Here is a 19132-nt window from a genome sequence, read left to right on the forward strand (position 1 = left end):
GTTGTTTTGTTATTTGTCTCGGGGAGTGAACGCGGGGCCGTTCGGCCTCATGCGGATGCCCGGGCGCAGCCGTGTCCAGGGCAGGGCGGCGGTGTCGGCGGGCATCGCGCCGGGGGCGGCGCAGATCAACAATCTTTCGGCGATCGGTTCGAAATCGGCGCGGAAATGCACCGAGCTCTTGTTGACCAGAATGGCCTGTTCGGTCGGCTCGATGCCGACGTAGCGGTACATCGCCTGGTCGGCGAGCTGCGCCTTGTGCGAGCTCACCACGACGCGGACGTCGCCGATGCGCAAGCAGGCCGAGGGACCCATCTCCATCTCGCGGCCGCCGTAATAGGGGCCGGGCGCGATGAACCTGCCGTCCGACAACCGCTCCACGACGAAGGTTTCCGTGTAAGGCGCATCGCCCGGAATGCCCGACTTCCCACCGAGCGACAGGGTCACGCTGGCGCCGACGCCGGCCTGATGCGCCGCTCTTGCCGAGTCGGGGTCATAGATGGCGCCGGTGGCGGCACGGGTCGCCCGGTTGCGCACCAGCGCCCGCAGCATGCCCGTGGTGTCGGAATCGCCGCCGGCACCGGGATTGTCCTGCGTATCGGCGATAACGATCGGCTTGCGTGCGTGTCTTGCCAGCTCCATCGCGACAAGCACGCCTTCGTCGGGTGAATAGATCTTGCCGTCGAAATCGTCCTCATGGCCGGCTACCAGGGAGGCGATCGCATCGGCGGCGGCATCGGCGTCTCCTTGCGACCTGCCATAGGCGAACACGCTGGGTGCGCAATGCTCGAAATCGGCGGCCGGAAAGCCCGGTGCGAAGGAAATTGTCGGCACGGCATCGCCTTCCAGCGCCGCGACCTTCTGGTAGATGCCTTTGGTTGGCTGGTCGTTGGTGCATTGCCAGCTGATCGGGATCAGGAACGGCAATTGCCGGAACGCTTTGGCAAAGCGTTGCTTCGTCTTCAGCATCAAGGCGAGATGCTCGGCCGCGGCCCGCCCCGTATCGGCCATGTCGACATGCGGATAGGTGCGGTAGGCGATCAGCGCGTCGGCGTGCTCGATCATCTCGGGCGTGACGTTGGCGTGCAGGTCGAGGCTGGCGACGAGCGGGACGTCGCTGCCGATCACCCGCCGCACGCGCGCAAGGATTTCGCCTTCGCCGTCGTCGAAATGTTCGGTGACCATGGCGCCGTGAAGGTCGAGATAGACGCCGTCGAGCGCGCCGGCCGAAGCGATGCCGTCGACCATCACCTTGACGATGCGTTCGAACGCATCTTCTGTCACGTGCGCCGATGGGCTTGCGCCGCACGCAATCGTCGGGACCAGTTTCCAGCCGTTGGCTTCCGCCGCATCGACGAAACCGGCGATGCCGACATTGATTCCGCGCATCACCTTGAGCACGTCGGCGCCTTGCGCCATCGCCGGCCAGCCGCCGCCATGCTGGAAGTCCGCATAAGTTGCCTTGGTCGGAGCGAAGGTGTTGGTCTCGTGCAGGAAGCCGCCTACGGCGATACGTGTCATCAGTTCAGTCCAGGTTCTGGGCGTGCGACGTTAGCCCCGGCCTTGCAGCAAGCGCAAGCGAGGAAGCAATTCCGTTTTGCATGCCGTGCAGGGAGTTGGGTCATTGCAAGCGCGCGCAACCACTCCGCCGTCATTCCGGGGCGCCGCGTAGCGGCGAGCCCGGACTCCATCGCCACAGTCATGAGCATGGATTCCGGGCTCGCGGCTTTGCCGCGCCCCGGAATGAAGAATTGTGTGGCTCACGCACTTGTCACCGCGCCCGCGTCCACAGGGCGGAAATTGGCAAAGTCCCAGCCGCGGCCGGGGGCGGCATCGAGCAGCGCCCGGGTATAGGCCTGCTTCGGATGGGTCAGGACTCCCGCCGCCGGTCCCTGTTCGACGATCCGCCCATGCTGCATCACGACGACGTCGTCGCAGATCTGTGCTGCAACGCGCAAATCGTGGGTGATGAACAGCAGCGCGATCCCGAGCCGGCTCTGGATCTCGTCCAGGAGGTCGAGCACCTGGGCCTGCACAGAGACGTCGAGGGCCGAGACTGCTTCGTCTGCGACGAGCACGTCGGGATCCAGCGCGAGCGCCCGCGCGATCGCAATGCGCTGGCGCTGGCCGCCGGAGAACTGGTGCGGGTAGCGCGAGACCGCGTCCGGAGGCAGGTGCACCAGCTCGAGCAGTTCGCATGCCTTCTTGAGTGCTTCCTCGCGAGGCATGCCGTAGTTGACTGGACCTTCTGCAATGCTCTCGCCGACGGTGATGCGGGGATTGAGCGAGCGGTAGGGATCCTGGAACACGATCTGGATCCGCTTGCGGTGCGGCTGCAGCAGCTGCCGCGACAAATCGGAAATTTCGCGCCCGACCAGGCGAATGCCGCCGGAGGTCGGATCGATCAGGCGCACGATGCAACGCGCGACGGTCGACTTGCCGGAGCCGCTTTCGCCGACGATCCCGAGCGTGCGGCCCTTGCGCAGGGTGAGGGTGACGTCCTGGGCGGCAACCACCTCGCGCGCTTTGCCGAAGAAGGAGCGCTCTCGATAGACCTTGCCGAGCTCGTTCGCTTCCAGCACGACCGGCTCCTGCGACTCGGGCCGCGGCGGGCGCGGCACCAGGCTCGGAACGGAGGCGAGCAGGTCGCGGGTGTATTCCATGGTCGGGTTGCGCAGGATCGTCTCGAGCGGTCCCGTCTCGACCAGCCGTCCCTCGCGCATCACCGCGACGCGGTCGGCGATCTCAGCGACCACGCCCATGTCGTGGGTGATGAAGAGCACGGCAGTGCCGTGATTGCGCTGCAGCTCGCGGATCAGGCTGAGGATCTGCTTCTGGGTCGTGACATCGAGCGCTGTGGTCGGCTCGTCGGCAATCAGAAGCTTCGGCTCGAGCACGAGCGCCATCGCAATCATGATGCGCTGGCGCTGGCCGCCGGACAGCCGGTGCGGGTAGGAAGCGAAGATGCGATCGACCTGGGGCAGGTGCACCTGTTCCATCATGTCGAGGATGCGCTTGCGCCGAGTCCTGGCATCCAGATCGGTATGGGCGCGCAGCACCTCGTCGATCTGCCGGCCGACCGGCACCACCGGGTTGAGCGCCGTCATCGGCTCCTGGAAGATCATCGCCATGCGCGTGGCGCGCAATTGGCGCAGCCGGCGATCACTCGCGCTCAGCAAGTCCTCGCCGACGAGCTTGATGCTGCCGCCCGTTGCCGTGAGCGCGCCCTTCTGCAACAGGCCCATGACGGTGAGGGAGGTCACCGACTTGCCGGAGCCGCTTTCGCCGACCACGCACAGCGTCTCGCGCTGGGCTACCCGTAAAGAGACGCCGTCGATGATCTTGGGCCCGTTCGGTTTCCTACCGAGCGAGACCACGAGGTTGTCGATATCGAGGATGGGATCGGTCATCTGCTCGCTTTCTTCCGTCATTGCGAGCGAAGCGAAGCAATCCAGAAATGGAGCCTCATGCTGGCAGCCTGGATTGCTTCGTCGCTGTGCTCCTCGCAATGACGCGGTGAGATCATCACTTCACGCCCTCCCGCTGCTTCATGCGCGGATCGAGCGCGTCCCGCGCGGCATCGCCGATCAGGTTGATGGAAAGGATCGCGATGGACAGCAACACGCCCGGCCAGAAGATCAGGGCAGGCTTGATCTGGAAGTACTGGCGGCCCTCTGCCATGATGTTGCCCCAGGTCGGCGTTTCCGGCGAGATGCCGGCGCCGAGGAAGGAGAGGATCGCCTCCGTCAGGATGGCGGAGGCGCAGACATAGGTGCCCTGCACGATCAGCGGGGCGATCGTGTTCGGCATCAGGTGTCGCCACATGATCTTCGGCAGGCTGGAGCCGACCGAGATCGCCGCTTCCACATAGGGCTCCTCGCGCGCCGACAACACCACCGAGCGCACCAGGCGCGCCACGCGCGGAATCTCCGGGATCGTGATCGCGACGAGCACGGTCCAGAGGCTGGCGCCGGAGAGCGACACGACGGCTATGGCAAGCAGGATGCTCGGGATCGCCATCAAGCCGTCCATCACCCGCATCATCACGGCATCCACCCATTTGAAGAAGCCTGAGACGAGGCCGATGAGGAGCCCGATCGCGACCGAAAGGACGGCCGCACCGACGCCGATAATCAGCGAGATGCGTCCGCCATGGATGATGCGGGACAACAGGTCGCGGCCGAAGGCGTCGGTGCCGAGCAGGAACTGCGCGCTGGACGGCTTCAGCCGCTGCGCCGGCGCAAGCTGGATCGGGTCGTGCGGGGCAAGCAGCGGCGCCAGGATCGACATCAGCACGATCAGGACGAGGCAGACCGTCGCGACCGCGATGATCGGCGTCGCCGTCAGGAATCCGAAGCGAGGCCGCAACGGTGTCGTGATCGGAATTGACGGTTCGGGAAGGGTTTCGATCGCCATCGGTCCCGACCTCTCAATACCGGATTCTGGGGTCGAGCAGGGTGTAGGCGACGTCGATCAGCAGATTGACCGTCACGTAGACCAGCGACGTCAGCAGGATCATCGCCTGGATCACCGGATAGTCGCGCGCCAGCACGGCATCGACGGTAAGCCGTCCGATGCCGGGGATGTTGAACACGCTCTCGGTGACCACGACCCCGGAGATCAGAAGCGCGAAGCCGGTGCCGATCACGGTGATCACGGGCACCGCGGCGTTGCGCAACGCGTGTCGCAGCAGCACCGCGACCTCGTTGATGCCCTTGGCGCGTGCCGTCCTGACGTAATCCTCGCCGAGCACGTCGAGCATCGAGGCGCGCGTCATGCGCGCGATCAGCGCGACATAAATGAAGGACAGCGCGCACGTCGGCAGGATCATGCGCTCGAAGAACGGGCCGAAGCCCGTGGTGATGCTCCTGAAGCCCTGCACCGGCACCCAGCGCAGGTCGATGGCGAAGATCTGGATCAGGACGTAGCCGATGACGAAGACGGGGACGGAAAAGCCCATCACCGACAGTCCCATCACGAAGCGATCGATCCAGGTGCCGTGCTTCCAAGCCGCGATGACGCCGAGCGGCACTGCGACGACGACCGAAAGGATGATGGTGGACAGTGCGATGGAGATCGAGGGCTCGACGCGCTGCCCGATCATCTTGAGGACCGGCACGTTCGAGATCAGCGACACGCCGAGGTCACCATGCAGCAGCCGGCCGATCCAGGTGAAGAACTGCTGATATAGCGGCTCGTTCAGGCCGAGCGAGGTGCGGATACGCTCGAGCTGTTCCGGTGATGCGTTGTCTCCGGCGAGAATCGCGGCGGGGTCGCCCGGGGTGAGCCTGAGCAGGAGAAAAACGAACAGCGCGACCACTCCCATCACGGGAATGGCAGCGAGCACGCGGCGAAAGAGATATCCGAGCATCCTAATCCATTGCGCTAAGCGTCAATCACGTTCCGTGGTCGTCCGCCTTGTCCCCCGGCCAAGCGTACCATTTGCGACGCCCGGCATTCCACCCAATCAAGCGTACCAATTGAGCAAATCCTGTGCCATTGGAAGCGCTTGTCATTCGGGATGGTCCACCGAACTCGGGTTTACCCGAGTTCGGCGATCTGACTGTCGAAGCCGGCTGGAGCCGACTGATGCTTGGCATCGCCCCGGAATGACGGCTGCGCGCTCACTCCAGCGTCGCGAGGAGACCCGCCATCAGGCGGCCCCGTTCCACGAGGCTGTCGACCTCGATGTGCTCGTTGAGCGTGTGTGCATCGGCGCCACGCACGCCCAGGCCGTCGAGAGTCGGGATGCCCATCGCGCCGGTGAAGTTGCCGTCCGAGCCGCCGCCGGCGCTGCCGTGCGGCAACTCCATGCCGAGCTGCTTGGCGACGCCGCGCGCCTTCTCGTAGAGCGCCATCGTGTCGGCATCCGGTTCCCAGACCGGGCGTGTCACGCCGCGCGTCACATTGAAGGTCACATCGTTGCTGGTACCGGACAGCGCCAGCATCCTTTCGACGCCGCGATCGAGATCGGCCTGGCGCTTGGCCATGCTCAGCGCCTCGCCGGTGCAGGTGGTGGCGACGCAGTTGACCCATTGGCCGCCATGCACGATGCCGACGGAGAAGGTGCAGTCTGCCGTGGTCATGGCGTCGATGGCGAGGATCTGCCGCGCCATCTCGCGGATCGCCGAGCGGCCGGAGGTCAGCGTGGCGCCGGCATGGCTCGGGCGGCCGATGGCTTCCAGATTGAATCGCGCAATCGCGTAACGGCCGGTGACGACGCCATTGTCGGGCCGGCCCGGCTCGGGCACGAGCACATACCTGTTGCGCGCGGCTTCCGCCTCGATGATGTCTCGCGTCGAGGGCGTGCCGACTTCCTCGTCGGGAGTGTATAGCACGGTGATCGGCAGCGGCGTGCCGACGGAGGCGCGAGCCAATTGCCGGATCGCTTCCAGCGTGAGGTAATTGCCGCCCTTCATGTCGAAGATGCCGGGGCCGTAGGCTTTGTTGCCCTCGCGCCGAAACTTCAGCTTCTCGATCGTGCCGGCGGGATGCACGGTATCGAAATGGCCGACGATCAGGATTCCGGGCTCGCCCTGCTTGGGATGCGGCAAACGAGCGCGGATGCAGCCGCCGAAGCCCTGCCGGCCGGCGATGCGCTCGATCGTCGCACCCAGGATCGCCAGGTCGCGTGCTGCGAGGTCGAGCATGCGATCGACGGCATTGGCGTCCCAGGTCGGACTTTCGCACTCGACCCAGGTGCGCAGGCCCTGCAGCATGGCTTCGGTATCAAAGGGAAGATTGGCTGGATTCATTAGTTGGCTCTTAAGTTGATCCTAGGCGTCGATCGAATGGATGGGCTCGGCGCGCTTACGAGACGGCGTGGCGTTGGCTTTGTAAAGCGAAATAGGGCGGGCGGTCCCCGGACCGGCAGCACTCCCCATGCAACGAAACCGGATTGACGGCCCCCTGTCTTGATGCAAGTCTCAAAATTCGAGGCATTGCAGCATGTTAGTTCGCCTAAATAACGGACCGCATGCACACGGAATGTCCTGCCTTTGACCAGTTTCACGTCAGGAGAAACTCGAATGTCCAACTTCTCGCGCTGGCGACGTACCGCACTGTCGGCCATTGCGCTCTCGGTCGCGTTGATTTCGCCGGCCTTCGCCGCGGGCAAGACCCTCACAGCGGTGATGCACTCCGATCTGCGCACCCTCGATCCAGGGTTCACCACAGCGTACATCACTCGCGATCACGGCTACATGATCTACGATACGCTGCTGTCGACCGATGCCAACTTCAAGGTCCAGCCGCAGATGGCGGAGTGGAAGGTCTCCGACGACAAGCTCACCTACACCTTCACCTTGCGCGACGGACTGAAATGGCATGACGGCGCGCCGGTGACGGCGGAAGATTGCGTCGCGTCCCTGCAGCGGTGGGGCAGGAACGATGGCATGGGTCAGAAGCTGATGGATTTCACCGCCAGCATCGAGGCCACCGACGCCAAGACCATCACGCTGAAGCTGAAGCAGCCCTACGGGCTGGTGCTGGAGTCGATCGCCAAGCCGTCTTCGCTGGTGCCCTTCATGATGCCGAAGCGGCTCGCCGAGACAGAGAAGGGCAAGCAGATTTCGGAGCACATCGGCTCGGGACCGTTCAAGTTTGTATTCTCGGAGTTCCAGCCCGGCGTGAAGGCGGTCTATGTCAAGAACCCCGACTACGTGCCGCGCAAGGAGCCGGCGAGCTGGACGGCCGGCGGCAAGGTGGTGAAGGTCGATCGCGTCGAATGGATCACCATGCCGGATGCGCAGACCGCGGTGAACGCGCTGCAGTCGGGCGATGTCGACTTCATGGAGAACCCGTCCTTCGACCTGTTGCCGATCCTCGAAGGCAACAAGGACATCAAGGTCGAAACCTTGAACAAGTTCGGCTTCCAGACCCTCGGTCGCATGAACTTCCTGTTGCCGCCGTTTGACAACGTCAAGGTACGCCGCGCGGCCATGCTGGCGATGAACCAGAAGGACGTGCTCGACGCGCTGGTCGGCAATCCCAAGTACTACAAGATCTGCGGTGCATTCTTCATCTGCGACACTCCGCTGGCGACGGACGTCGGATCGGAAAAGCTGGTGAAGGGCAGCGGCATGGCGGAAGCGAAGAAAGCGCTCGCCGAGTCCGGCTATGATGGCACGCCGATCGCGATCATGGCGCCCGGTGACGTCGTGACCCTGAAGGCGCAGCCGATTGTCGCGGCGCAGCTGTTGCGCGAAGCCGGCTTCAAGGTCGATCTCCAGGCCACCGACTGGCAGACCGTGGTCGCTCGGCGTGCCAGCCAGAAGCCGGTGAAGGAGGGCGGCTGGAACATGTTCTTCACCAACTGGGTCGCCGCCGACGTGATGAACCCGATCGCCAACGTTTCGATCGGCGGTCGCGGCAAGAATGGCGGCTGGTTTGGCTGGGCGGAGGACGCAAAGATCGAGGAGCTGAAGGATGTCTTCGTGCGCGCCTCTTCGCCGGACGAGCAGAAGAAGATCGCCGCCGACATCCAGAAGCAGGCCTTCGAGCAGGTCATCTATATCCCGCTCGGCCAGTATCTTGCGCCGAGCGCCTGGCGGAAGTCGCTGACCGGCGTGCTCGACGGCCCGGCAACCCCGGTGTTCTGGAACATCGAGAAGAAGGATTAGGGCGAGGGACCTGATCCGGACGCAATGCGCGATGGCCGGGGCCTTGCCCCGGCCATTTGCGTATTGCGGCTCAGAGCCTGGCGCGACAAGACGCTGGCCGAGAGTCCTCCGGGTGTTTGATGGCGGTGCGCTCAAGCTTGAGCATTGGTGCGGGCGGTGGGACTCGAACCCACACGACGTTGCCATCGAGGGATTTTAAGTCCCTTGCGTCTACCAGTTCCGCCACGTCCGCATTGATTCAGCGAGATCAGATACTTAGCGCGTTTTCCGCCCGTTTGGAATGAGCTTGTCCGGCCGGAGAGATGGCACTTCCTTAAAGAAGCCGCCGGCCCAAGGCAAAGGTAAAGGCAAAGCCTCAATGCGGACATCCGGCCTTGCTTAGAGCATGATCCGGAAGGTGGGGCGTGGTTTTCCTCGCGGCAAACGGCAAAGCGTTGCGCAAGGATCATGCTCCAGCAAAACGGACCTGAAGCGCTACGGCATAAACCCGTCGCTTTAGGCAATCTCAATCGAAACAGGTTACTAGAGCCGCATGTCCGTTCGTACCTTCACCTGCCGGGCCGCCGCGCCGGCGTTTCTCGCGCTCCTTGCGCTAGGCGCGATGCTGGGGGGGTGCGCCAGCGTGGGCGACAACGTCAGCACGGCCTTTGCCGACCCTGCCAAATATGAATTGTGGGACTGCAAGCAGCTCGAGCCCGAACGCAAGCGGCTCGCCACTCGCTCTGCCGAACTGGAAGGCCTGATGGCGAAAGCCGAGACCGGCGTGGCCGGCCCGCTGGTCGCCGAAATGGCCTACCGTAACGAGCACATCGCGGTGCGCGGGCAGGCGCGCTTTGCCGACGAGGCCTGGCAGCGCAACCGGTGTCGCGAGGGCGCTTCCGCAGGGGATTCGTCGGGCGCGCCGCCGGTCCGCCCGAAATTTCCGTCGCCGCCAAAATCCGGAAGCGCGGTCTACTGAGCCGTTGAGAGGCTGGCGCCCTGCGGCGGCCGATCGAGCCGCCAGCTGTAGATCCACTCCTGTCGCGCGAGCATGCGCTGCGCGCCGAGCGCGCGGATCACGGTGTCGCGTGCCAGCGCCATGGGCCCGGTGAGGTGATAGATGTGCCCGGCCTGCCGCGCGGTCCGCTGCACCCGCATGACGCGGGCGCGCCGTAGATCCCCATAACGTTTGAAAGTCGCGGTCACCTCCGCCGGGCTTGCCGCACCGTCAGCCAACAGGTTGGCGAGCACCGCCGCATCCTCGATCGCCATGGCGGCGCCCTGCGCGGCGAAGGGCAGCATGGCGTGCACGGCATCGCCGAGCAGCGCCACCGGGCCCTTGCTCCATGGGCTGCCTTCCGGGACTCCGAACAGGCCCCATTTGAGCCACTTGTCGACCGCGCCCACGATCATCCGCGCCGGGGCCGGCCACTGCGATGGCGAGAACACGTCCCTGATCTCGAACGCGTCGCCCGGCGGGCTCACGCCAGGCCGGTTCCAGGTTCCGGGTACGACTGCGACCACGTTGATCTTGCGTCCGCCGGAGATCGGATAGACCACCAGGTGCGCATTCGGGCCCATCCACAGCTGCACGCGCCGCGCGCTGTACTCGCGCGGCAATTGCGAGATCTCCAGCGTCGCGCGCCAGGCGATCAGGCCGGAGAAGCGCGGCTGCACTTCCGGGAAGATGTGTTGGCGCACGGTCGACCACACGCCGTCGGCTCCGATCAGCGCCGTTGCCAGCTCCTGCTGGTGCGAACTGCCGTTGCGATAGGCGACCGTCAGTCCCTTGGCGTGGGGAGCGGTGTCCTCGAAATGGCATCCGAGTCGCAGCTCGATATGCGGATTCTCACTGGCCTGGGCCGCCAGGGCCTGCTGCAGCTCGCCGCGATGGACCACCCAATAGGGCGCACCGGCCCGGGCGCTTGCGGCATCTCCCAGGGGCAGGCGCACGAGCTCGCCGCCGGCCCGCGCGCTCATGATGCTGATCGCCTCGGGGACGACCGCCTGCAGGGCGAGGCGCTCCTGTAGACCGAGACCAGTCAACACGCGGCTGGCGTTTGGGGAGAGTTGCAGTCCGGCGCCGACCTCTTCGAGGTGATCGGACTTCTCCAGCACAACGACGCGGAAGCCCTTCGACGCAAGGGTCAGCGATGCCGTCAATCCGCCGATTCCGGCACCCACGACGATGATGGTACGCGAGGCCGACATGTGCGCCTCCGATCAGGCAGCCTTGTCCTTCAGGACGCATTCCGGCGGGCGGGCTTCGCCTTCGCCTAGATCCGCCGCGAAGCGGTACAGCGTCGAGCAGTAAGGACAGATGATTTCGCTGTCGTTGCCGAGATCGAGGAAGACGTGCGGGTGATCGAACGGCGGATTGGCACCCACGCACATGAACTCCTGCGAGCCAATCTCGATGACGGCTACGCCGGCATCGTTGTGGAAATGCGGAACGACATGATCAGACATCGTAGTTCACCTTGAGTGGCAATGGCGGCAGATACGTGAACCGGCGCAGCACACCCTGTGGCGCGCACCATAACGGCGGGTCCCATTGATTGCTAGTACAGCGAAATCGTAGTTTCGCAACGGCCCCATGCTGATTTGAGCATCGGAATTCGACACAATCTTGCTGTTTCCGAGAAGCCCTTCTTTCGTCGGGGCCGTTGTGCCTCAAATTTGGCGCACTATGTCATGGCAGGGAAAATTTTGCAGGCAGGCGCGAGATCATTAGGCTTTTCCGAATGAGCTGGTTGCGAATCGGCTTTGCCGTGACGGGTATGACGGCATGCGCGCTTGCGTTCGCGATGATCCTGCCGCATGCCCGGCAGGCCGGCGCGGTGCTGGCTGCGCAGGAGGACCCGGCGGAACTGTCCGAGCTCAAGCTCAATTCCCTCTTGCGAAATGACCGGGGCGTGCTCGCCCAGAACATCGAGCAGGCGCTGGCTGCCAAGGACGCCGATCTGGCCAACAGCTTTGTCGAACTGGCACGGTCGCGCGGCATTGAATTACCGGACGAATTGTCGCGCCGGGTCAGCGATGCGGTTGCCGAAGAAGCTTCCACCTCACACGCGGTCAGAAGCTTCGCGACGGGGCTTGTGACCGGCCAAGTCGATGATGCGGCAAGCCTGACGGGAACGGTTGCCGGCGATCTGATCGTGTTCGGCGACATCAGGGACGTCGTGCGCGAAGGCAAACACCTGGCGACGGGCGAGGAGACCGACCACCTGGTGCTGGGCCTGGCTGCGGCGGGGCTGGTCGTGACCGGGGCCACCTATCTATCCGCGGGCGGGGCTCTGCCCGCGCGCGCCGGGCTCACTCTGGTCAAGGGCGCCCGCAAGGTCGGACGACTTGGCGAGGGGCTCGCCAAATGGGCCGGCCGTTCCGCGCGCGAAATGGTCGATGCCCCGATGTTGCAGAAGGCGGTTGCGTCAGGCTCGGTGATGCGGCCGGGACAAACGGTCAGCGCGATCAAGGCGGCCTTTCGCGCCGAAAAGGCCGGCGCCCTGCTGCGGCTGGGCAAGGATGTCGGACGCATCACCGAGAAGACCGGTACGCGCGGGGCGCTCGAGATGCTGCGTATCGCCGAGGGGCCGAAGGATGTCGCGCGCGCCGCGCGGCTTGCCGAGTCCCAGGGCGGCAAGACGCGCGCCATCATCAAGCTGCTGGGTCGCGGCGCGCTGCTTCTGGCCGGCGGCGTGTTCGACCTCGCGCTGTCGCTGTTCAGTGCGCTGCTCGCGCTGTTCGGCCTGGTGTCGTCGATCAAGGCAACGACCGAAAGGCTGACGCAGTCCTGGCTCGATCGCCGCAAGGCGCGGCGGTTGCGCCGGCGGCAGACCGCACTTTCCGAACCCGCACTTCCGGGCGTCGCTGCATCGGCCTAAGTTCGGGCCATTCTCCCAAAAAGGCGCGGAACCATCGATGCCGAATTTTCGCAACGGCGCAGTTGAAATTGCGTATCTCGATGAAGGCGAGGGCGAGCCGATCGTGCTGGTGCACGGCTTTGCCTCGAGCAAGAACGTGAACTGGGTCTATCCGACCTGGGTCTCGGAGCTGAGGAAGAACGGCCGCCGCGTGATCGCGCTCGACAACCGCGGCCATGGCGAGTCGGAGAAGCTTTACGATCCCGCGCAATATGCCATTCCGTCAATGGCTAGCGACATCCTCGCGCTGCTTGACCACCTCGGCATCCCGCAGGCCGATGTCATGGGCTATTCGCTGGGCGGGCGCCTGACGGCTTGGCTCGGAGTGAACGAGCCGCAGCGGCTGCGCTCGGCGATCCTCGGGGGCATCGGCGTTGGCGGCCTGATCGAGGGAACCGGGCCCGGCGAGAACGTGGCGCGGGCGCTGGAAGCGCCCTCGCTTGATCACGTAAGCGATCCGGTCGGCCGCACGTTCCGTGCCTTTGCCGATCAAACCCGCTCGGACCGCCGGGCGCTTACGGCTTGTCTCCGCGGCTCGCGCGGCCTGATGACGAAGGAGGAAGCCGCACAGATTTCCGTGCCGGTTCTGATCGCGGTCGGCACGGCGGATGAAATCGCGGGCTCCGCCAGCGCGCTCGGCGACATCATTCCGGGCTCGGAAGTGCTCGACATCCCCAACCGCGATCACATGCGCGCGGTCGGCGACAAGGTCTACAAGACCGGCGTGCTGGATTTCCTTTCGCGCCAGGCCTGAGGCTTGGGTTCGTCGCCCGAAAGATGTCGGGCCACCGCGATCGTAACCACGAAGGTCGCAAGCCACACCATCCGGGCACCATAGCGGTCGTGCGGGCCCGAGATCACGCCGCAGATGAAGGCGTTGCCGAGCAGGGCCAGCGCAACGGTCGTCGCGAGCAGCGTCAGATCGTCGAGCCGTCGCCGCGCCAGCCAATGTCCGAGCAGGGCCACGAGCGCCAGCATCGAGGCGAGCGCGACCGGCACGTGGAGCCAGTTGACGTAGTGAAAATCGAGCTCCCAATGCTGCTGCCGGGCGTCGCGCATCGGCTTCAGCTGCGCGGGGATGTAGCGCTCGATGATGCCGTAGGTGTGCGGAATCCAGCCATTGGTACCTTCGCCCGTGGCGACATGCACCATCTGCTGGGCGGTTGCCGCGATGGCCGATTCAAGCTGCCAGGCGGGATATTCGGCCAGTGAATGCAGCACGATGAAGCTCATCTCGTCGTTGAGCCCATTGAAGCGGCCGAGCTTGTTGAACACGCTCTTGCCCCACAGGAATTCGTCGGCGGTCGCCGGCAGCTCGTCGCGGTAAGGGCACAGCTTCAAATCTTGGCGCTTGCAGTTGTCGTTGAGATAGCGCGCCACGATGCCGTCCTGCATCATGCGGCCGAAGGCGACCCCGTAGCCTCCGGGCGTCCAGGCCCATTTTCCCGAGAACGCATAGTTCATCGACAGCAGCATCAGGCTGCCCACCGCGAGCGCCAGGCTGCCGCGCGCCAGTCCGGCGAGCGGAATGCGCGTCTTGAGGAACGGGTAGGCGATCCATCCCACGCAGCACAGCCCGAACAGCACGCCCAGCGTCGCGCTGTGGGTCGCCGAGGCGAAGGCAGTGAAGACGAACAGCAGGAATGCTTCGATCTCCGAGATCCTTTTGCCAAAGAGGATGAGGACAACCAGCGACAGCACGGAAAGCCCGGCAAAAATGTCGGTGATGAGCATGCTGGAAAGCCAGGGCAGGGCGGTTGCGACCGCCAGCACGAGGCTGATCGCCACGAAGCGGCGCACCTGCATCAGCCCGAGCACGCGCAAGGTCAGCTGCAGGAGCCACAGGGTCACCAGCGACTGGACGGCGAGATTGATCCAGAAGCTCGAAGTTTCGCCGAGATGCAGATAAAGGCCGAAAACGGTTGAACGGCTGGGGACCAGGTAGCCTTCATACCAGCGCGCCAAATAGCCGCCGGTATCCCACTGAAGCAGCGGATAACGGTTCCAGAGGGCCGGAGCGAGCAAGATCACGGGGAGGGCGATGGCAGCGACCCGCCAAGTCTGGCCGGTCGCGCGCGCGCGCGCAAAGTCGGTCGTGGTGATGCTGTGTCCCTCCCCGCCCTCTTGGCTAGCATGCCCGTTTCAGGGGTCAAATCTGAATTTACCTATGGTTTGAGCCCGCCTGGCTTGATTTTGGCAAATCCCTGACCACGTTGATCCGACCGTTCGTGGCTTTGGCCGGAGGAATGGTATCAATTCAAGGCCTTGTCGGGCAAAGGGGCGTTCACCTTGGCAAAGGGGTGGCAGGACTTTTCACAGGCGGTCGTGCTATAAATCCATAAATCAACGTCCAGACGAGCGAATTCGCGAGAGCAGCCAATGGCAATGCATCAGGTCAATCCGGGGGGAAAGCTGGCGGCGCTTGATCCGATCTGGGATCGAGTCCGGGGCGAAGCCGAGGACATCGTCCGCCGCGAGCCGGAGCTTGCGACGTTCATCTACTCCACCGTGCTGCATCACAGCCGGCTCGAGGATTCGATCGTGCATCGGCTGGCCGACCGTCTCGACCATTCGGCGATGTCGGGCGATCTGATCCGCCAGACCTATGTCGAGGCGCTCAGGGACGATCCGGACATCGGCAATGCCTTCCGCGCCGACCTCGTCGCCGTCTACGATCGCGACCCCGCCACCTCGCGGTTCATCGATCCCTTGCTCTACTTCAAGGGTTTCCACGCCATCCAGGCTCATCGCCTCGCGCACTGGCTGTACAAGGGGGGCCGCAAGGATTTTGCCTTTTACCTGCAGAGCCGATCCTCGTCCGTCTTCCAGACCGACATCAATCCGGCAGCCCGGATCGGACGCGGCATATTCCTCGACCATGCCACCGGATTCGTCTGCGGCGAAACGGCGGTCATCGAGGATGACGTCTCCATCCTGCACGGCGTGACGCTTGGCGGCACCGGCAAGGAGCACGAGGATCGCCATCCCAAGATCCGCCGCGGCGTGATGATCGGCGCCGGCGCCAAGATCCTCGGCAATATCGAGGTCGGGCGTTGCGCCCGCATTGCCGCCGGTTCGGTGGTGGTCAAGCCGGTCCCGCACAATGTCACGGTCGCCGGGGTTCCGGCCAAGATCGTCGGCGAGGCCGGCTGCGCCGAGCCGTCGCGCACCATGGATCAGATGATCAATGCGATGGGGCTGTGACGTCACGGCCCGATGATCCCTAAATTCTGTCCGATTTGGCTGGCGGTGGCCGTCGTCTCGTCCTAAAACCCCCCGCCGGCAGAGAAACCGACGAAAAATTCCCGATCTGGAGAGCGCCGTGGACGTCAAGGAAGTCAGAAAGCTGGACGCGTATCTCAAGCGCGTGTTCAGCAATCCCAAGATCCGCGTGGTGCCGCGGCCGAAAAAGGACGACTCTGCCGAGGTCTATATCGGCGAGGAGTTCATCGGCGTCCTTTTCGTCGACGACGAGGACGACGACCGCTCCTTCCAATTCCAGATGGCGATTTTGGAAGACGATCTCCTCGATCAGGGCTAGCCGGTCGCGCCGTGTGCGCGAGCTCTCATCCCTTCGGGCCGCGTAGCTGCGCGGTCAGTCTGTCCATCGCACCCGCCACTTCGCGCCATTGCGCGAGCCAGCTCCGCGGGAAGCGGAACGTCAGGTCGGCGCCGTCGATGCGTCGCTCCGAAAGGCACGTGCCGGGCGTTGCGGCATCGCGTGTGCAGCGCGCGGTGAGGGCAGGGTCGTTCGCTGCGACGAGGTCTTCGCTGCCATAAGGGCTGTCGCTGCGGAATGTGCGGACCGTCAGGCCATCCTCCGCCGAGTTGGCAGCCTGCCCGAGATAGCGCGGATAGATCGTGCGTGCGCGGACATCCGGCGCCAGTGAATCGCGATGCGCCGCGATCGACAGGAAGATGCGGTCGATGGGCTGCATTGCCTGATCCACCGTCTCCGCGGTGACGTGCTTCGGCGCCGCGGGCGCTTCCAGCGAGGGATAGACGAAACTGAGGTCGACGCGCTCCTGCGGCCCGGAGTGCCGCTGGATCTTCATGCGGATCGAGGCCGTCGGCACGTTGAACAGCGTGCCGCCGACGCTGACCGGGAGCCGGTCCGGCAGGCCGGCGCGCTGCGCGGTCCAGGTCGGCCACAACAGATAGGCGACGAGCGCGACCGCAGCCGCGGCAAAGGCGCCCCCGAGCAGGATCGGTACGACATGGGCGTGCGCAAGCGCACGGCGGCGGCGATGGGAAACTGTCGAGAGCACCGTCATTCGAGAGCTACAGCCGCAAGGGGGTCCGTCAACGAGGAGCCGAATCAGGCGCGACTATGCCACGGCCGCTTGTTTTATCGGAGGCAGCCGGCGGCCGTCATGCCGGACCGCCGCGTCCCCTCATTAACCCTTTCTTAAGGATGAGGTGGCGCGCACCACGCGATTTTGCCACACCAGCCGCCGGCTGTTGCGTTGTGGGGAACGTCCGATGTCACCTGAGGCGCTGAATTCATTGTTTTCCCTGTGCATCGGCTTTGCGCTCGCCGGCGCGCTCGTGAACGGATACCAGGCCATGGCCCGGCGCCCGGCCGGCTTCGGCCTGCTTCACGAAGGGGTGGCGCCAAAGACCTTCGCCGCAGTACCCTTCCTGGTGTTCGCCGCGCCCTTCATCATCATGCGCAATACCCTGCGCGGCGTGCGTCTCGAGCGGCGCCGGTTCGAATTCGTGATGATGGCGACCATCATTGCCGGTTTCTGGAGCCTGATGTCCGGCACGTTCTTCGTGATGACGCTGCGCGCCGCCGGGCTGCTTGTCTGATCGCCCTTCACTTTTCACCTTAAGCATTCGCCGGATGGTGTTCCGCATCTTGCGGAACCGGCCGGCATCCCCGGCTTGAAAACGCGTTCGCCCGTATGCCAAGGTCAGCCCCTACAGGAGACTTTGATGGCGATCTACGAGCTTGACGGGCAGCGGCCCGATCTTCCCGCCGACGGCAATTACTTCATCGCCGACACTGCCGCCGTGATCGGAAAGGTGCGGTTGAAGCCGGGCGCGAGCGTCTGGTTCGGCGCGGTCGTGCGCGGCGACAACGAGTGGATAGAGATCGGTGAGGGTGCCAACGTCCAGGACAATGCGACCTGCCACACCGACCCCGGTTTTCCGCTCACGATCGGCAAGAACTGCACCGTCGGCCACAACGTCATCCTGCACGGCTGCACGCTGGAGGACGGCGCGCTGGTCGGCATGGGCTCGATCATCATGAACGGCGCGCGGATCGGCCGCGACAGCATCGTCGGCGCCGGAGCCGTGATCACGGAAGGCAAGGAATTTCCCGAGCGTTCACTGATTATCGGAGCGCCGGCCCGCGTGATCCGCTCGCTCGATTCCGAGCAGATCGAGCGCATGAGCGGCGCGGCGATGTCTTACATCATGAAGGGACCGCATTACCGGAAGGGTCTGAAGAAGATCGGCTGATCCAGCCGCGTCTCAATCGTCCTCGGACTCGCCTGCCTCCCTTGCGCCGGCGATCTTCTCGTGCCCGGCCGCCCACAGCGCATGTTCTTCGCTGCCGAACCGATAGGGATTCGCCTCGGCCGGGATGTTCTTGCGCGCGGCGCGCTCGCCTTCCTCGAAAGGATCGCGGCTGTTCGGCATCGTCAGGCTTTCCTGGATCTGCCGCCGCGCGTCCGCGCCACCTTTGCCGCAGGCCGCTCAGCAGCGACGCTCTTGCGCAGCGCGTCCTTGAGGTCGATCGGAACGCCGTGCTTCTTCAGCAGATCGGCGAACGCCTCGTCGGCAAGCTCCTGGAACGTGGCCATCCTGTCGCGCCCCAACTGCTTGAGCTTGTCCAAGGTGTCGTCGTCGAGGCGATCAGTTTGCGCATGATCGGACCTGTCTTTCCCAATGACGGCTGTCGGGATTGGTTCCGGAACCGGTGTCCCGTACGGCCGTTGACGCGGAAAGGGAGATTTTCCGATGACCCGCTTTTCCGAAACCGCTTCGCTTGTCGCGCTCGCGATCCTCTCAGCGCCGATTGCCGCGCTGGCCCAGACCGGAGCTGGGGGTGGTGGCGCGACCGGCGCAAGCCCCGGCGGCGCCGCGACCGGTCCGTCCGCCGGCAGCCCCAGCGCCGTGGGCACGCCGTCCGCGGGCTCGGCCGGCGCGGGTACGCAGGGCGTCAGCGGCGTGCCATCCGGCCCCGCCAATGCCGGCGGCCTGAACAATTCGGCCAACGATCCGAGCGGCGCCGGCAATTCGTCGAAACTGCCTTCGCCACCCGCGCCCGGTACCAACACGGCAGGCACCGCCCAATCCTCCGGCTCGGCGCCGAACAGCAGGGCAGGGGTGACCACCGGTTCCGCAGGTACGCGTTCGTCCGGCAGCACCGTGACGGGCCCGAACCAGCCGGGGGACGCGGCGATCGATGCCGAGGACCCGATTGTCGACAGGAAGATAAAGAGTATCTGTCGCGGCTGCTGAATGCCTACGCAGCGCAAGATAAAACAAGGCCGTTGACGCAATATACCGTCAACGGCCTTGCCAGCCCCGGACATTGAAATCGGCTTGCGCCATCCGGTGAAACACAGCTTGTTCCGGATTCACACGGACGAATGTGAT

General features: G+C 64.7%; 19 protein-coding genes, 1 tRNA gene and 1 pseudogene. 9 read left to right on the forward strand and 12 right to left on the reverse strand.

Annotated features, from left to right (window positions below):
• Positions 1–9 precede the first annotated feature (9 nt).
• The 5 genes from HY852_RS21860 to HY852_RS21880 form a co-directional block, all read right to left on the reverse strand.
• Positions 10–1518 (reverse strand): M81 family metallopeptidase, encoded by a 1509-nt coding sequence (locus HY852_RS21860; protein ID WP_291606970.1) that lies wholly within the window; start codon positions 1516–1518, stop codon positions 10–12.
• 239 nt (positions 1519–1757) lie between these two features.
• Positions 1758–3407, reverse strand: a complete 1650-nt coding sequence (locus HY852_RS21865; RefSeq protein ID WP_291606971.1) for an ABC transporter ATP-binding protein — start codon at positions 3405–3407, stop codon at positions 1758–1760.
• A 115-nt stretch (positions 3408–3522) separates the two neighbouring features.
• Entirely contained in the window at positions 3523–4413 is an 891-nt protein-coding gene (locus tag HY852_RS21870) for an ABC transporter permease (protein WP_291606972.1), read from the reverse strand.
• 13 nt (positions 4414–4426) lie between these two features.
• Positions 4427–5368, reverse strand: coding sequence for an ABC transporter permease (locus HY852_RS21875; protein ID WP_291606973.1), 942 nt, complete (start codon positions 5366–5368; stop codon positions 4427–4429).
• 253 nt (positions 5369–5621) lie between these two features.
• Positions 5622–6752: a M20/M25/M40 family metallo-hydrolase gene (locus HY852_RS21880; RefSeq protein WP_291606974.1), complete on the reverse strand. Its 1131-nt coding sequence runs from the start codon at positions 6750–6752 to the stop codon at positions 5622–5624.
• A gap of 273 nt (positions 6753–7025) precedes the next feature.
• Here HY852_RS21880 and HY852_RS21885 point away from each other — a divergent pair, with 273 nt between their 5' ends.
• Positions 7026–8618, forward strand: coding sequence for an ABC transporter substrate-binding protein (locus HY852_RS21885; protein WP_291606975.1), 1593 nt, complete (start codon positions 7026–7028; stop codon positions 8616–8618).
• Between the two features lie 145 nt (positions 8619–8763).
• On the opposite strand, the gene HY852_RS21890 is transcribed toward HY852_RS21885, so the two are convergent.
• Positions 8764–8850, reverse strand: a tRNA-Leu gene (locus HY852_RS21890).
• A 300-nt stretch (positions 8851–9150) separates the two neighbouring features.
• Between HY852_RS21890 and HY852_RS21895 the strand changes: the two genes are divergently transcribed.
• Positions 9151–9576 carry a twin-arginine translocation pathway signal gene (locus HY852_RS21895; RefSeq protein ID WP_291606976.1) on the forward strand — a complete coding sequence of 142 codons (426 nt, stop codon included), beginning with the start codon at positions 9151–9153 and terminating at the stop codon, positions 9574–9576.
• Here the strand turns inward: HY852_RS21895 and HY852_RS21900 are convergent.
• Both HY852_RS21900 and HY852_RS21905 read right to left on the reverse strand, forming a co-directional pair.
• The gene (locus HY852_RS21900) at positions 9570–10808 is read right to left on the reverse strand and encodes an FAD-dependent monooxygenase (RefSeq protein WP_291606977.1); all 1239 of its coding nucleotides are present in this window, start codon (positions 10806–10808) and stop codon (positions 9570–9572) included. The two genes, HY852_RS21895 and HY852_RS21900, sit on opposite strands and share 7 nt — an antisense overlap.
• 12 nt (positions 10809–10820) lie before the next feature.
• On the reverse strand, positions 10821–11066 hold the full coding sequence (locus HY852_RS21905) for a zinc-finger domain-containing protein (protein WP_291606978.1): 246 nt from the start codon (positions 11064–11066) through the stop codon (positions 10821–10823).
• Between the two features lie 275 nt (positions 11067–11341).
• On the opposite strand from HY852_RS21905, the gene HY852_RS21910 reads away from it, so the two are divergent.
• Positions 11342–12481 (forward strand): hypothetical protein, encoded by a 1140-nt coding sequence (locus HY852_RS21910; RefSeq protein ID WP_291606979.1) that lies wholly within the window; start codon positions 11342–11344, stop codon positions 12479–12481.
• Positions 12482–12518: 37 nt separating this feature from the next.
• On the forward strand, positions 12519–13274 hold the full coding sequence (locus HY852_RS21915; protein WP_291606980.1) for an alpha/beta hydrolase: 756 nt from the start codon (positions 12519–12521) through the stop codon (positions 13272–13274).
• On the opposite strand, the gene HY852_RS21920 is transcribed toward HY852_RS21915, so the two are convergent.
• Positions 13232–14623 (reverse strand): hypothetical protein, encoded by a 1392-nt coding sequence (locus tag HY852_RS21920; RefSeq protein ID WP_291607020.1) that lies wholly within the window; start codon positions 14621–14623, stop codon positions 13232–13234. The genes HY852_RS21915 and HY852_RS21920 overlap by 43 nt on opposite strands.
• A 276-nt stretch (positions 14624–14899) precedes the next feature.
• On the opposite strand from HY852_RS21920, the gene cysE reads away from it, so the two are divergent.
• Positions 14900–15724: a serine O-acetyltransferase gene (cysE, locus tag HY852_RS21925; RefSeq protein WP_291606981.1), complete on the forward strand. Its 825-nt coding sequence runs from the start codon at positions 14900–14902 to the stop codon at positions 15722–15724.
• Positions 15725–15842: 118 nt separating this feature from the next.
• A complete protein-coding gene (locus HY852_RS21930) occupies positions 15843–16061 on the forward strand; it encodes a DUF3126 family protein (protein WP_291606982.1) in 219 nt (72 codons plus the stop codon).
• A gap of 25 nt (positions 16062–16086) precedes the next feature.
• Here HY852_RS21930 and HY852_RS21935 read toward each other — a convergent pair whose 3' ends face one another.
• Positions 16087–16794 carry a hypothetical protein gene (locus HY852_RS21935; RefSeq protein ID WP_291606984.1) on the reverse strand — a complete coding sequence of 236 codons (708 nt, stop codon included), beginning with the start codon at positions 16792–16794 and terminating at the stop codon, positions 16087–16089.
• Between the two features lie 208 nt (positions 16795–17002).
• Here HY852_RS21935 and HY852_RS21940 point away from each other — a divergent pair, with 208 nt between their 5' ends.
• Together HY852_RS21940 and HY852_RS21945 are read left to right on the forward strand one after the other, a co-directional pair.
• Positions 17003–17332, forward strand: coding sequence for a hypothetical protein (locus HY852_RS21940; protein WP_291606985.1), 330 nt, complete (start codon positions 17003–17005; stop codon positions 17330–17332).
• 126 nt (positions 17333–17458) lie between these two features.
• The gene (locus HY852_RS21945) at positions 17459–17989 is read left to right on the forward strand and encodes a gamma carbonic anhydrase family protein (protein WP_291606986.1); all 531 of its coding nucleotides are present in this window, start codon (positions 17459–17461) and stop codon (positions 17987–17989) included.
• 12 nt (positions 17990–18001) lie between these two features.
• On the opposite strand, the gene HY852_RS21950 is transcribed toward HY852_RS21945, so the two are convergent.
• Both HY852_RS21950 and HY852_RS21955 read right to left on the reverse strand, forming a co-directional pair.
• Positions 18002–18169, reverse strand: a complete 168-nt coding sequence (locus tag HY852_RS21950; RefSeq protein WP_291606987.1) for a hypothetical protein — start codon at positions 18167–18169, stop codon at positions 18002–18004.
• 2 nt (positions 18170–18171) lie between these two features.
• Positions 18172–18398: pseudogene (locus HY852_RS21955) on the reverse strand (hypothetical protein).
• A gap of 92 nt (positions 18399–18490) precedes the next feature.
• Between HY852_RS21955 and HY852_RS21960 the strand changes: the two are divergent.
• Positions 18491–18994 (forward strand): hypothetical protein, encoded by a 504-nt coding sequence (locus tag HY852_RS21960; protein ID WP_291606989.1) that lies wholly within the window; start codon positions 18491–18493, stop codon positions 18992–18994.
• Positions 18995–19132: the final 138 nt, after the last annotated feature.

This window comes from Bradyrhizobium sp. (genome assembly GCF_016213215.1).
GTDB lineage: Bacteria > Pseudomonadota > Alphaproteobacteria > Rhizobiales > Xanthobacteraceae > Bradyrhizobium.